This is a genomic window from Streptomyces sp. UF-297, assembly GCF_058245575.1.
Genome location: NZ_JBSIBZ010000032.1, coordinates 1 through 14,197 on the forward strand (window position 1 = coordinate 1; position 14,197 = coordinate 14,197).

The 14,197-nt window shown below is 72.0% G+C and carries 12 protein-coding genes and 1 pseudogene; 11 read left to right on the plus strand and 2 right to left on the minus strand.

Annotated features, from left to right (window positions below; all coding sequences use genetic code 11):
- Positions 1–846 (minus strand): annotated as a pseudogene (locus AC4IJH_RS19635) (PucR family transcriptional regulator); the annotation flags it as partial.
- 214 nt (positions 847–1,060) lie between these two features.
- Here AC4IJH_RS19635 and AC4IJH_RS19640 point away from each other — a divergent pair.
- From AC4IJH_RS19640 to AC4IJH_RS19655, 4 genes are all read left to right on the plus strand, one after another.
- A complete protein-coding gene (locus AC4IJH_RS19640; RefSeq protein ID WP_490853073.1) occupies positions 1,061–1,987 on the plus strand; it encodes a proline dehydrogenase family protein in 927 nt (308 codons plus the stop codon).
- Between the two features lie 106 nt (positions 1,988–2,093).
- Entirely contained in the window at positions 2,094–3,725 is a 1,632-nt protein-coding gene (pruA, locus tag AC4IJH_RS19645; protein ID WP_490853074.1) for an L-glutamate gamma-semialdehyde dehydrogenase, read from the plus strand.
- Positions 3,726–4,007: 282 nt separating this feature from the next.
- Positions 4,008–4,139: a hypothetical protein gene (locus AC4IJH_RS19650; RefSeq protein ID WP_490853075.1), complete on the plus strand. Its 132-nt coding sequence runs from the start codon at positions 4,008–4,010 to the stop codon at positions 4,137–4,139.
- A gap of 89 nt (positions 4,140–4,228) precedes the next feature.
- Positions 4,229–5,026, plus strand: coding sequence for an SDR family NAD(P)-dependent oxidoreductase (locus AC4IJH_RS19655; protein ID WP_490853076.1), 798 nt, complete (start codon positions 4,229–4,231; stop codon positions 5,024–5,026).
- Here AC4IJH_RS19655 and AC4IJH_RS19660 read toward each other — a convergent pair.
- Positions 5,023–6,663 (minus strand): purple acid phosphatase family protein, encoded by a 1,641-nt coding sequence (locus AC4IJH_RS19660; protein WP_490853077.1) that lies wholly within the window; start codon positions 6,661–6,663, stop codon positions 5,023–5,025. The genes AC4IJH_RS19655 and AC4IJH_RS19660 overlap by 4 nt on opposite strands.
- A 129-nt stretch (positions 6,664–6,792) precedes the next feature.
- On the opposite strand from AC4IJH_RS19660, the gene AC4IJH_RS19665 reads away from it, so the two are divergent.
- From AC4IJH_RS19665 to AC4IJH_RS19695, 7 genes are all read left to right on the plus strand, one after another.
- Positions 6,793–7,836: a 3-isopropylmalate dehydrogenase gene (locus tag AC4IJH_RS19665; RefSeq protein WP_490853078.1), complete on the plus strand. Its 1,044-nt coding sequence runs from the start codon at positions 6,793–6,795 to the stop codon at positions 7,834–7,836.
- Between the two features lie 230 nt (positions 7,837–8,066).
- On the plus strand, positions 8,067–9,152 hold the full coding sequence (locus AC4IJH_RS19670; protein WP_490853079.1) for a branched-chain amino acid aminotransferase: 1,086 nt from the start codon (positions 8,067–8,069) through the stop codon (positions 9,150–9,152).
- A 200-nt stretch (positions 9,153–9,352) separates the two neighbouring features.
- The gene (ureA, locus tag AC4IJH_RS19675; protein WP_490853080.1) at positions 9,353–10,030 is read left to right on the plus strand and encodes an urease subunit gamma; all 678 of its coding nucleotides are present in this window, start codon (positions 9,353–9,355) and stop codon (positions 10,028–10,030) included.
- 9 nt (positions 10,031–10,039) lie between these two features.
- Positions 10,040–11,731: an urease subunit alpha gene (locus AC4IJH_RS19680; protein ID WP_490853081.1), complete on the plus strand. Its 1,692-nt coding sequence runs from the start codon at positions 10,040–10,042 to the stop codon at positions 11,729–11,731.
- Positions 11,732–11,781: 50 nt separating this feature from the next.
- On the plus strand, positions 11,782–12,816 hold the full coding sequence (locus tag AC4IJH_RS19685; protein ID WP_490853082.1) for an agmatine deiminase family protein: 1,035 nt from the start codon (positions 11,782–11,784) through the stop codon (positions 12,814–12,816).
- 81 nt (positions 12,817–12,897) lie between these two features.
- A complete protein-coding gene (locus AC4IJH_RS19690) occupies positions 12,898–13,455 on the plus strand; it encodes a TetR/AcrR family transcriptional regulator (protein WP_490853138.1) in 558 nt (185 codons plus the stop codon).
- A 114-nt stretch (positions 13,456–13,569) separates the two neighbouring features.
- Positions 13,570–14,136, plus strand: a complete 567-nt coding sequence (locus AC4IJH_RS19695; protein WP_490853083.1) for a TolB family protein — start codon at positions 13,570–13,572, stop codon at positions 14,134–14,136.
- Positions 14,137–14,197 lie beyond the last annotated feature (61 nt).

Genomic DNA, 14,197 nt, shown 5'->3' on the forward strand with positions numbered 1-14,197 from the left:
GAGCAGGGGGGCCGCGCCGGTGCGCCGGGCCGCGGCCGCGCCCGCCCCGGCCCGCGGGGAGCGCAGCAACTGCTCGCCCGCCGTGCGCGCCTGGTCGGTGAGCGCCGCCGTACGCAGCCGGACCAGGGCCGCCAGCACCTGCCCCTCGGGGGCGTCACCGGCGCAGTCGTCGGCGGGCTGCGGCCGACCGGCCGGCAGGGAGCAGGCGGCGAGCAGGCCCGGCAGACCCGGCAGGGGAGCGGCGTCGGTGTCGGAGGTGTCCCAGGGGGCGACGGCGACCATGGCCAGCGGGGTGCCGTCCGCCGTGCGCAGCGCCGCGCCCAGGGCGTCGGCCGCGGCCGGGCGGGCGGCCGGGCGGCAGGTCAGCAGCTCGCGCAGCAGATCGCCCAGTTCGGCGCCGGAGCGGGCCTCGGCCGCCAGCAGCGCGCCGATGCGGTCGGCGGTCTCCATCGCCTGTGCGATCCGGGCGTCGGGCTCGGTGCCCGCCCCGCCCAGCGCCAGGTCGGTCAGATGCCCGTCGTCCAGCAGCCAGACATAGCCGTGCACGGTGCCCCGGTGGCGTACGGGCAGACAGATCCGCCCCCTGAAGACGCCGGCCGCCGGGTCCGGGGGGATGCGCAGGGCCGTTTTCGCGCGGGCGATGCCGAAGCCCTCGAACCACGCGCGCACCGCCGCGGTCGAGCGCCGCTGGAGGATCGATCGGGTACGGACCGGATCCATGGCCAGATCGTCCTCGCCGTCGTGCGCGCCGAAGGCGATCAGCGCGAAGTCCCGGTCCTCCAGGGTCGCCGGGGCCCCGAGCGCCTCCGAGACCTCGTCAACGAGCTGTTGGTAATCGCCCCGCATCCGCCGCGTGGCTCCTTTCCGGTCGCATCCCACTGGTGTCCCGCCGACCATTCTCATACATGTGTCTGAGATGCAGGGCACGAAGGCGTGACAGCTGTCGATGGTCCAGATCCCTGGAGATCTCTAGGTTTCACGGTGGTTCTCCGTGCCGCGCCCGGGCCGTTGTTTCGCGTTCCCCGGCCGGTACCTTTCTGCTGTTTCATTGGAGGTGCCCGTGCTGGCTCCCGTGATCCTCACCGCGTCCCGCAGCGACAAGATGCGCCGTTTCGTTTCGGCGGCCCCGGGCACCAAACAGGTCGTCGACCGCTTCATCGCCGGTGAGACCGTCGACCAGGTCGTCCCGATCGTCCAGGACGCCGCGGCCAAGGGCCTCGAAGTCACCCTGGACGTGGTCGGCGAGGACATCACCACGGTCGAGCAGTCGCACGCCGCGCGCGACGCCTACCTGGAGCTGATCGGGCGTCTGAAGGAGCTGGGCCTGGGCGAGAAGGCCGAGATGTCGGTCAAGCTCTCCATGTTCGGCCAGTCCCTCCAAGACGGCCACGAGCTGGCGCTGGCCAACGTCCGCCCGGTCGTCGAGGCCGCCGCCGCGATCGGCACCACGGTCACCCTGGACGCCGAGGACCACACCACCCTCGACTCGATGTTCGCCATCCACGAGGAGCTGCGGAAGGACTTCCCGCAGACCGGCTGCGTCATCCAGGCCTACCTCTTCCGCACCGAGGACGACGCCCGCCGCCTGGCCGCGGCCGGCAGCCGGGTGCGTATCGTGAAGGGTGCCTACAAGGAGCCCGCCACCGTCGCCTACCAGGACAAGGCGGCCATCGACAAGGCGTTCGTCCGCATCGTCAGGATTCTGATGGCGGGCGAGGGCTACCCGATGATCGGCTCCCACGACCCGCGCCTGATCGCCATCGCGCAGGAACTGGGCCGGCAGGCGGGGCGCAAGCTGGACGAGTACGAGTTCCAGATGCTGTACGGCATCCGCAGCGAGGAGCACGTCCGGCTGGCGGCCGAAGGACACCGGATGCGCGTCTACACGGCGTACGGCACCGACTGGTACGGCTACTTCATGCGCCGGCTGGCCGAGAAGCCCGCGAACCTGCTGTTCTTCGCCCGCTCCGTGCTCACCAAGAGCTGAGACACCGGCTCTGAGCGCCGGCCGGGGCCGGACCTGAAGGTTCCGGCCCTCCGGGCGCCCACAACTTAATGTCCCCTGACACCCCCCGATCGAAGGAGACACGGCCATGGACGCTGTGACCCAGGTCCCGGTGCCGGTTAACGAGCCGGTCCACACCTACGCCCCCGGCTCCCCGGAGCGCGCCCGCCTGGAGGCCAAGCTCAAGGAGCTGGCCGGCAACCCCATCGAGCTGCCGATGACCATCGGCGGCGAGCGGCGGATGGGCGGCGGCGAGCGCTTCGACGTCGTCCAGCCGCACAACCACTCCGCCAAGCTCGGCACGTACGCCAACGCCACCGTCCAGGACGCCCAGGACGCGGTGGACGCCGCCCTGGCCGCCGCCCCGGCCTGGCGCGCGCTGTCCTTCGACGACCGCGCCGCGATCATCCTGAAGGCCGCCGACCTGCTGGCAGGCCCCTGGCGCGAGACGATGGCCGCCTCCACGATGCTGGGCCAGTCCAAGACCGCGCAGCAGGCCGAGATCGACACCCCCTGCGAGCTGGTGGACTTCTGGCGCTTCAACGTGCACTTCGCGCGCCAGATCCTCGCCGAGCAGCCCCCGGCCAACGCCCCCGGCGTCTGGAACCGCTCGGACCACCGTCCTCTCGAGGGCTTCGTCTACGCGATCACGCCCTTCAACTTCACCGCGATCGCCGGCAACCTGCCGACCGCCCCGGCCCTGATGGGCAACGTGGTCGTCTGGAAGCCGTCCCCGACCCAGACCCACTCCGCGGTGCTGCTCATGCAGCTCCTGGAGGAGGCCGGGCTCCCCAAGGGCGTCATCAACCTCGTCACGGGCGACGGCAAGGACGTCTCCGAGGTGGCCCTGAACCACCCCGACCTGGCCGGCATCCACTTCACCGGCTCGACCAAGACCTTCCAGTACCTGTGGAAGACGGTCGGCAACAACATCGAGAAGTACAAGACCTACCCGCGTCTGGTCGGCGAGACCGGCGGCAAGGACTTCATCGTCGCCCACCCGAGTGCCGACCGCGCGGTGGTCAAGACCGCCATGACCCGTGGCGCCTTCGAGTTCCAGGGCCAGAAGTGCTCCGCGGCCTCGCGCGCGTACGTCCCGGCCTCCATCTGGAACTCCGGCTTCAAGGAAGAGTTCGCCGCCGAGGTCGACGGCCTCACCCAGGGCGACGTGTCCGACCTGTCGAACTTCATGTCGGCCGTCATCGACGAGCGCTCCTTCGCCAAGAACAAGGCCGCCATCGACCGCGCCAAGAACGACCCGACCGTCGAGGTCGTGGCCGGCGGCACGTACGACGACAGCCAGGGCTACTTCGTACGCCCGACCGTTCTCGTCTCCACCGACCCGGAGAACGAGATCTTCAAGGACGAGTACTTCGGCCCGATCCTGGGCGTCTACGTCTACGAGGACGCCGAGTACGACGCGATGCTGGAGCAGATGGAGTCGGCCTCGGCCTACGGCCTGACCGGCTGCGTCATCGCCCAGGACCGCGCCGAGGCGGCCCGTACCTGTGAGGTGCTGCGCTTCGCGGCCGGCAACTTCTACATCAACGACAAGCCCACCGGTGCCGTCGTCGGCCAGCAGCCCTTCGGCGGCGGCCGCGCCTCGGGCACCAACGACAAGGCGGGCGCCAAGCAGAACCTGATGCGCTGGACCTCCACCCGCTCCATCAAGGAGACCCTGGTCCCGCCGACGGACTACCGCTACCCGCACATGGGCTGACGCCCCGGGGCACCACGGATGCGGCCCGGCTTCCCTTAGGGGGGCCGGGCCGCATCCGTCTCAGATAGTAGGAAGCCAAAGTAATTGTGCAGACATCACGGCCCGGCTGGCTTACGTTTGTAGAAGCCGAACGTCCCGCTCCATCGAGCGAAGGCGGATGCGGCCCGGTGCGCCGGTGCAGGTGACCCCTGCCGCGCCGTGGCCCCCGCCCCTTCCGGCGCGTATCTGAGAAGGCACATTCCTTGAACCCTCTCGGGGCTTTTCGCATGGGAGACGTGAATCATGGCCACGACCGCTGTCCGCAGGACCCGTCACTCCGCCCGTACGACCAATGAGGCCGACCGCAAGGCGGCCGCCGCCGCGCTGCAGCGGGCGCTGGACCGCCGCGACAACGGCGGCTCCACCGGACACTGAGCGCCCCGGTCCCGGTACGGACACCCACCCGGCCGTGTCCCGGTAGGACATGACGTCCCACAGGGTCACGGCCGGTGTACGGTCCGTACATGACTGTGGCGCCATCGTCGACCGACCGCCCAGCCGGTGACCCGGTGGCCGGGGAATTCGCCGGACACAGCGCGCTGATCACCGGAGGGGCCTCCGGGATCGGGCTGGCCGTCGCCCGGCGGCTGGCGCGGGCCGGCGCCGCCGTGGTGCTGGCCGACCGCGACGGGGAGAGCGCGCGCAAGGCCGCCGCCGAGCTGTCGGGCGAGGGCGCGCGCGCCGTCGCCCTCGCCGTGGACGTGGCCGATCCCGCCTCCGTCGAGGCCGCGGTGCGCCGCACCGTCGAGGTGCTCGGCGGGCTGACGCTGGCCGTCAACAACGCGGGCATCGGCGGGCCCAACGCGCCGACCGGCGAGTACGCGCCCGAGGACTTCAAGCGCGTCATCGACATCAACCTCGGCGGCGTCTTCCACTCGCTGCGCTACGAACTGCCCGTGATGGCCGCGGCGGGCGGCGGCGCCATCGTCAACATGGCCTCCATCCTGGGAAGCAACGGCTTCAACAACACCCCGGCCTATGTCGCCGCCAAGCACGGCGTCATCGGGCTCACCAAGACCGCGGCCCTCGAATACGCCGCGCGGGGCATCCGTACCAACGCCGTGGGCCCCGGCTTCATCGACACCCCGCTGCTGCGCGAGGCCGACCCGGCCGCCCGGCACTTCCTCGCCTCGCTCTCCCCGGCGGGCCGGCTGGGCACCGCCGAGGAGGTCGCCGAACTGACCGCGTTCCTGCTCTCGGACCGCGCCTCGTACATCAACGGCAGCTGCCACCTGGTGGACGGGGCCTACTCCGCGCGCTAGCGGGAGCCGCGGCGCTCGACGGTGAAGTGGTCGATGCGCCGGCCCGATTCGGCGAGGGCGGTGACGGCCATCCGGGGGCGGGGGCCGGGATGGACCCGGACCGCGATGAAGGAGAAGCCGGTGTAGCGCACCCGGGACCACTCCACGCTCTCCTTCGCCTTCTCGCCGTCCTTGGTCCAGTGGTACGTGGCCACGGAGTCCAGGTCCTGGACGTGGCCCTCGTGGCTGTCGGGCACGGGGAAGTCGTACAGGGCCTTGCCCGCGCCGCCCGCCGTGACGTACACGATCCCCTCGCGCGCGGGGTCCACGCTTGCGCCGACGGGCACCCGAGCGCTGCGGCGGCCGCCCTTGAGGGCGTCGGTGCGCTCGTAGATGTGGTTGTGGCCGTTGACGACCAGATCCACCCGGTGTTTGTCGAACAGCGGCAGCCAGGCGTCGCGCACGCCGCCGTCGGAGGCGTGCGCGGTGGTGGTGGAGAAGGCGCAGTGGTGGAAGAAGACGACGACGAAGTCGATGCCGTCGCGGGCGCGCAGCTCGCCCAGGCGGCGGTCCAGCCACGCGGTCTGCCGGCCCGCCAAGTAGCCCTGGTTGGCGGGGATTTCGTAGGAGACGTCGTTGGCGTCCAGGGCGACGACGGCGAGGTTGGCGTAGGTGAAGGAGTAGACGCCGGGGGCCTTGGCGGCGTCCGGGCCGTTGCCGGGCAGGGTCCAGCGGGCGCTCTGGCCGCCGTAGCCGTTGGGGGAGTACCAGGCCTCCATGTCGTGGTTGCCGGTGGTCACCATCCACGGCACGGACTTGGCCACCGACTCGGTCTGGGCCAGGAACTGGTCCCACACCCGGGCGTCGTAGGTGTCGTGGTCGCTGCCGTGCCCCGAGGAGTCCGCGTAGCAGATGTCCCCGGCGTGCAGGTGGAAGGCGGGGGCCTGGCCCAGGATCAACTGGTCGTTGGCGAGCGCGTCGTAGCTGACGCCCTGGTCGCCGAAGGCGGTGAAGGTGAAGGGCTCGGGCCGGGCGGGGGCCGTACGGAAGGTGCCCAGGGTGCCGATGTGGCGCGCGTCGGCGGGGTCGAAGCCGTCGTGCCCCACGCCGTAGTAGTACGTCGTGCCGGGGCGCAGTCCGTCCAGCGCGGCGTGCAGGTAGTACTGGTCGACGGCCGGGAGCTTCTTGGACAGCGCGGGGGTGTGCAGCGCGCGGACCTCGGCCTGGATCTTGACGCCCAGGTCCCAGGGCTTGAGTCCCACCCGCAGATACGGGCGTCGGACGGGGAGGGGGACCTGCCAGGAGACGCGCATCTGGCGCTCGGGGTCGGCGCCGAAGGCGAGGTGCCGGCCGAAGGGGGCGACCAGCGCGCCGTCCACCGCGGCGGTGGCGCGGGCGGTGTGCGGGGCGGGGGGAGAGGCGGAGGGGGCGGCGGGCGGGGCCGCGCAGGCCGCCGCGGAGAGCAGGCCGGTGCCGGCGAGCGCGCCCGTGGCGGCGGCCGAGACGCGCAGGGCCGAGCGGCGGGTCAGCCGCGCGCCCAGCTTCGTACGGAGGTACTCGTGCTGCTCGGGCATGGTCATGCGGCGGGCGAGCTGCTCGGGGATGCCGACGCGGGGGGTGGGGGATTCGGGGGCCGTGCCCCGGGGTGTCGCTGCCATGGAAGGGAAGTTCCCACCGCGGGCCGACTTGATGGCGTACCCGCGGTGAACGCGGGGTGGCGCGCCGCCCATGTGTCCGTATGCCGGACGTCAAGTGTCAATCAATGGGACGGGGAGTAGCCTCCAGTCATGTCTCGCAGCATGCGCCTCGCAGTGATCCCCGGTGACGGAATCGGCCAGGAAGTAGTGGCCCAGGGCCTGAAGGTCCTGAGCGCGGTCCTCCCGCAGGAGGTGAAGCTGGAGACCACCGAGTACGACCTCGGCGCCAAGCGATGGCACGCCACCGGCGAGACGCTCCCGGACAGCGAACTGGCCTCGCTCAAGAACCACGACGCGATCCTGCTGGGCGCGATCGGCGACCCGTCCGTGCCCTCCGGCGTCCTGGAGCGCGGCCTGCTGCTCAAGCTGCGCTTCGCCTTCGACCACTACGTCAACCTGCGCCCCTCCAAGCTCTTCCCCAACACCGCGACCCCGCTCGCGGGCCGCCCCGAGATCGACTTCGTGGTCGTCCGCGAGGGCACCGAAGGCCCCTACACGGGCAACGGCGGCTCGCTGCGCACCGGCACCCCGGCCGAGGTGGCCACCGAGGTCAGCGTGAACACGGCCTACGGCGTGGAGCGCGTGGTGCGCGACGCCTACGAGCGGGCCCAGGCCCGGCCGCGCAAGAAGCTGACGCTGGTTCACAAGAACAACGTCCTGGTCTACGCGGGCCACATGTGGAAGAAGATCTTCGACAAGGTGGGCGAGGAGTACCCCGAGGTCACCACCGACTATCTGCACGTCGACGCCGCGACGATCTTCTTCGTCACCCAGCCCGAGCGCTTCGATGTGATCGTCACCGACAACCTCTTCGGCGACATCCTCACCGACCTCGCCGCGGCCGTCACCGGCGGCATCGGCCTGGCCGCCTCCGGGAACATCAACCCGAGCGGGGCCTTCCCGTCCATGTTCGAGCCGGTGCACGGCTCGGCCCCCGACATCGCGGGCACCGGCAAGGCCGACCCGACGGCCACCGTGCTCTCCGTCGCCCTGCTGCTGCGCCACCTCGGCTTCGAGGCGCAGGCGGCCCGTATCGAGGCGGCCGTGGCGGCGGACCTGGAGGCCAGGGACGGCTCCGGGGCCCGTACGACGGACGAGATCGGCGACGCGCTGGCGGCACGAGTAGCGGGCTGACGCCCGCCGCGACCAGGACACAAACCGGTACACAGCGGTGGGGGCACCCGCCGCTGTGCTACCGCGCGGTTGGGTGCGACCATCGATCCCAGGCCGCGCACGCGTTTCCGCGACGGATCCCACGAGAGCGATAATCGAACGTGGGGCCCGCCGCATGAGGGGAACTCGTATCTCTCCACACGCCTTCGTGAGCGCGGCCGCCACAACCAAACGGTGAAGGAAACGCACTCATGACGACGCCCACGATCGAGCTCAAGCCCTCCTCGCACCCGCTCTCCGACACGGAGCGGGAGCAGATCCTGGCCAACCCCGGTTTCGGACGCCACTTCACCGACCACATGGTCACGGTCAAGTGGACGGAGGGCAGGGGCTGGCACGACGCACAGCTGGTTCCCTACGCCCCGCTGTCCATCGATCCGGCGAACATGACCCTGCACTACGCCCAGACGATCTTCGAGGGGCTCAAGGCCTACCGCCAGCCCGACGGCTCGGTGGCCACCTTCCGCCCCGACGCCAACGCCCGCCGCTTCCAGGCCTCCGCGCGCCGCCTGAGCATGCCCGAGCTGCCGGTGGAGACCTTCATCGAGGCCTGTGACGCGCTGGTCAAGCAGGACAAGGAGTGGGTGCCGGCCAGCGGCGAGGAGTCGCTGTACCTGCGCCCGTTCATGTTCGCCACCGAGGTCGGGCTGGGCGTGCGGCCCGCCAACGAGTACCTCTTCGTGGTGATCGCCTCGCCGGCCGGCGCGTACTTCTCCGGCGGCATCAAGCCGGTGTCGGTGTGGCTCTCGCAGGAGTACGTGCGGGCCGTGCGCGGCGGCACGGGTGCCGCCAAGACCGGCGGCAACTACGCCGCGTCCCTGGTCGCCCAGGCCCAGGCCGCCGAGCAGGGCTGCGACCAGGTGGTGTGGCTGGACGCGATCGAGCGCCGCTGGATCGAGGAGATGGGCGGCATGAACCTGTACTTCGTGTACGGGAACAAGATCGTGACGCCTGAGCTGACCGGCTCGCTGCTGCCCGGCATCACCCGTGACTCGCTGCTGAGCATCGCCGCCGACCTGGGGTACGAGGTCGCCGAGGGCCGTATCAGCGTCGAGGACTGGAAGCGCGGCACCGAGGACGGTTCGCTGAGCGAGGTCTTCGCCTGCGGCACCGCCGCCGTCATCACGCCGGTCGGCTCGGTGAAGTCGGCCGACGCCGACTGGACGGTGGGCGACGGACAGCCGGGCGAGGTCACCATGAAGCTGCGCAAGGCCCTGCTGGAGATCCAGACGGGCGCGGCGGCCGACCCGCACGGCTGGATGCACCCGCTGGGCTAGGGAGCCCGCCCCGCCGCCAGGGCTGAGGGATTCACCCGCGGCCGCCCCTCGACAACGACGGGCGGCCGCGGGTTTTTCTGTGCCGGCGGACGTTTTGAGCGTCATTCAATGTGGCCCGGTTCCGACGGCCAAGTCAACCCTTCCGGGATGGGGGATTGTTGTTTAGAGTGACGCTCTAAACGAGCTGGAGGTGTGGCGGAATGCGGCTGACTCCGACCGAGCGCGACCGGCTGCTGCTGTTCGGCGCCGCCGAGCTGGCGCGGGCGCGCCGGGCCCGCGGGCTGAGGCTGAACGTTCCGGAGGCCACCGCGGTCATCGCGGACACGGTCTGCGAGGTGGCCCGCGACGGCGGGCGGCTCGCCGAGGCCATCGAGGCGGGCCGTACGGTGCTCGGCCCCGAGGACGTGCTGCCGGGGGTGGCCGATGTGGTCACCGAGGTGCATGTGGAGGCCGTCTTCGAGGACGGCTCACGGCTCGCGGTGGTCACCGCGCCGATCCGCGGCGGCTCGCTGGGCGATCACGCCCCCGGTGCCGTACGCCCGGGACCGCCCCACGCGCAGCCGGAACCCGCGCTGACGCTGCCCGTACGCAACACCGCGGCCGTGCCCGTCAGCGTCACCTCGCACTTCCACTTCTTCGAGGCCAACCCCCGGCTGCACTTCGACCGCGCGGCCGCCTACGGCATGCGGCTGTGCGTACCGGCCGGCTCCTCGGTGCGCTTCGACCCCGGCGGCCAGGCCGAGGTCGGACTGGTGCCGATCGGCGGCGAGCGGATCGCGATCGGCTTCGCGGGGCTGGTGGACGGGCCGCTGGACGCGCCCGGCGCGAAGGCACAGGCACTGCGGCGGGCGGCCGCCTGCGGCTATCTGGGAGCGTGAGGAGCGGCGATGACGGCGATCGACCCACGGGAGTACGCGGCGGTGCACGGGCCGCGGGCGGGGGACCGGGTGGTCCTGGGCGACACCGGGCTGGTGGTGCGCGTCGAGTCCGATGCGCAGGAGCCCGGCGAGGAGTTCCTGGCGGGCTTCGGCAAGACGGCCCGCGACGGGCTGCACCTGAAGGCCGCCGCCGTGCGCGAGACCTGCGACGTGGTGATCAGCAATGTGCTGGTGATCGACGCCGTACAGGGCATCAGGAAGGTGTCCGTCGGCATCCGCGAGGGCCGTATCCACGCCATCGGACGGGCCGGGAACCCGGACACGCTGGACGGCGTGGACGTCGTCGTGGGCACCGGCACCTCCATCGTGTCCGGCGAGGGCCTGATCGCGACGGCCGGCGCGGTGGACACCCATGTCCACCTGCTCTCGCCGCGGGTGATGGAGGCCTCGCTCGCCTCCGGCGTCACCACGATCATCGGCCAGGAATTCGGTCCGGTGTGGGGGGTGGGCGTCAACTCGCCCTGGGCGCTGCGGCACGCCTTCTCCGCCTTCGACGCCTGGCCGGTCAACATCGGCTTCCTGGGCCGGGGTTCGTCCTCCGGCGCGGCCCCGCTCGTCGAGGCGCTGGCCGAGGGCGGCGCCTGCGGCTTCAAGGTGCACGAGGACATGGGCGCGCACACCCGCGCCCTGGACACCGCGCTGCGCGTCGCCGAGGAGTACGACGTCCAGGTGGCCCTGCACAGCGACGGGCTGAACGAGTGCCTGTCGGTGGAGGACACCCTCAAGGTGCTGGACGGGCGCACCATCCACGCCTTCCACATCGAGGGCTGCGGCGGCGGACACGTACCCAACGTCCTGAAGATGGCGGGCGTGCCCAACGTCATCGGCTCCTCCACCAACCCCACCCTCCCCTTCGGGCGGGACGCGGTCGCCGAGCACTACGGGATGATCGTCTCCGTACACGACCTGAAGACCGACCTGCCCGGGGACGCCGCCATGGCGCGCGACCGCATCCGGGCCGGGACGATGGGCGCCGAGGACGTGCTGCACGACCTGGGAGCCATCGGGATCACCTCCTCCGACGCGCAGGGCATGGGCCGGGCGGGCGAGACGGTGCGGCGCACCTTCGCCATGGCCGGGAAGATGAAGGCCGAGCTGGGGCCCGGCGAGGGCGACGGGCCGCACGACGACAACGGCCGGGTGCTGCGCTATGTCGCCAAGCTGACGGTCAACCCCGCCATCGCCCATGGCCTCGCGCACGAGATCGGGTCCATCGAGGTGGGCAAGCTGGCCGACATCGTGCTGTGGAAGCCGCAGTACTTCGGCGCCAAGCCGCAGCTCGTGCTGAAGTCGGGCTTTCCCGCGTACGGGGTCACCGGCGACCCCAATGCCGCCACCGACACCTGTGAACCCCTCGTGCTGGGGCCGCAGTTCGGGGCGCACGGCGCGGCGCCCGCCGAGCTGTCCGTGGCCTTCGTCGCGCGGGCCGCCGCCGAGCAGGGCCACGACCTGATGCCCACCCGGCGCCGCCGTGTCGCCGTGCGCCACACCCGCGGCATCGGCCCGGCCGACCTGCTCCTGAACTCCCGTACGGGAGCGGTCGAAGTGGACCAGCACACCGGCCTGGTGAGTCTCGACGGCGATCCCCTGCGCTCCGAGGCCGCCGAATCCGTCTCGCTGAACCGGCTCTACTTCCTCTGAACGCCCTGTTTCGAGCCCCCCGATCAAGGCCCCCTGATCTAGGAACCGCGATGACCCTGTACATGCCGCCCGAGTGGGCCCCGCACGAGCGCACCTGGATGGCCTGGCCCGGCCCCAACACCACCTTCCCCACCCCCGAGGACCTGGACGAGGCCCGGCAGGCGTGGGCCGCCGTCGCCCGCGCCGTGCGCCGCTTCGAGCCCGTCACCATGGTGTGCGGACCCGGGCAGTCGGCCTGCGCCCGCGAACTCCTGGGCCCCGGCGTGGAGTTGGTCGAGCGCGAGCTGGACGACGCCTGGATGCGCGACATCGGCCCCACCTTCGTCCGCGAGACGCAGGGCGGGAGAAGCCAACTGGCCGCCGTGGACTGGACGTTCAACGGCTGGGGTGCCCAGGACTGGGCCCGCTGGGACCACGACGCCAAGATCGGCGCGCAGGTCGCGGACCTGGCCGGCGCCGCCACCCACAGCTCCCTCCTGGTCAACGAGGGCGGCGGCATCCACGTCGACGGCGAGGGCACCGTCCTGCTCACCGACACCGTCCAGCTCGGCCCGGAGCGCAACCCCGGCTGGACCCGCGAGCAGGCCGAGGCCGAGATCCACGCCCGCCTGGGCACGACCAAGGCCATCTGGCTGCCGCGCGGCCTGGCCGCCGACTACCCCGAGGACGGCTTCGGCACCCTCGGGCACATCGACCTGGTCGCCTCCTTCGCCCGCCCCGGCGTCGTCCTCGTCCACACCCAGCCCGACCCCGCCCACCCCGACCACGAGCCGTGCAAGGAGAACGTGGCGCTGCTGCGGTCCCGGACCGACGCCAAGGGGCGGCCGCTGGAGGTCGTGGAGATTCCCGCGCCCACCGTCCTGGAGACCGAGGAGGGGTGGGTGGACTACTCCTACATCAACCACTACGTGTGCAACGGCGGCGTGGTGCTGTGCGCCTTCGGCGACGAGCGCGACGAACACGCCGCCGGGATCTTCCGTCGCCTGTTCCCCGGGCGCACCGTCACCCTGGTCGACGCCCGTACGATCTTCGCCGGGGGTGGTGGCATCCACTGCATCACCCAGCAGCAGCCCGTCGTGAACTGACCTGAAGGAGCGAGCGTGGCCCAGGCCCGTGCGCCGCGCAGGCGCAACGCCCCGCCCCGCGAGGAGGTGCTCGCCGCCGCCATGGCCGCCATCGCCGAGCACGGCCTGGACCGGCTGACCATGGCGGGCCTGGGCCGCGCCGTCGGCATGAGCAGCGGCCACCTCCTGTACTACTTCGGCACGAAGGACGAGCTGCTGCTGCAGACCCTCCAGTGGAGCGAGGAGCAGCTGGGCGCCCGGCGCCGGGCGGCGCTGAGCCGCCGCGTAGCGGTACGGGAGCGGCTGGACGACCTGATCGGCCTCTACCTGCCCACCGGACAGGGCGACCCGCGCTGGACGCTGTGGTTCGAGGTGTGGAACCGCTCGCAGAACGCGGACGCGCACACCCGCGAGCGACAGCTGGAACTGGAGCTGGCCTGGCACCGCGACCTGGTGGCGCTGCTGGCCGAGGGCGCCTCCACCGGCGAGCTGCGGACCGTGGACGCGGACCGCTTCGCGACCCGCACCCGCGCCCTGCTGGACGGCTTCGGCACCCACCTCGTGGTCGGACTTCCCGGCGTCGACCGGGCCCAAGTCCTCGCCCACACGAGGGAGTTCCTGGACGAAGGGCTGCTGCCCGAGGCGCCCGCGGACGCTTGACGGCGCGGGTGGGCTGTACGGAAAAGAGCCCATTGACCGCTTGGCGGCGGTGCGGTTGCATCCCTGCGTGCCCTCGGTGCGGGGCCGGGGGCAGGAGTGTTTCCGGGGGGAGACATGGGACGTGGCACACGCGCGGCCATCGGGGCCGCACTGGCCGTCGGGCTCACGGCGGGCGCCGCGGGCGCGGTGCCCTCGGCGCCGCACACCGAGCGATCACGGACCGAGAGAGCCAGCGTCACCCGCGAGGGCACCCAGGCGGACGCGCCCGCCTCCGGAGCCACCGTCAGCGCCGACGGCCGCCGCGTCGCCTTCTCCTCCAAGGCGCGCAGCCTCGGCGGCAACGGCCGCTACTACAGCGCGTTCGTCAAGGACCTGCGCACCGGCACCACCCGCAGGCTCGCCGAAGTGGCGGGCGCGCAGGGCACGTCGGTGCGGGCGATCGACGCGGGCGGGCGCCGGGTGCTGCTGTCCGCGCGCGAGGCGGGCGGGACCGCGCTGTTCCTGCGCGATCTGCGCACCGGGCGGGACACCCGGGTGACCGCGCCGGCGCCGGGCGCCTGGGCCATCGACGGCGCCCTCGCGGCCGGCGCCGGGGCCGTCGCCTTCGGCTCCGACGCGAGCGACCTCGTGGAGCAGGACACCAACGGGCAGCCGGACGTGTTCCTGCGGCGCGGCCGCTGACCGCGGCGGCCTCGGGCCGTGACCACAACGCACGTAAGTACGCGCGATCGTTGTGGTCACG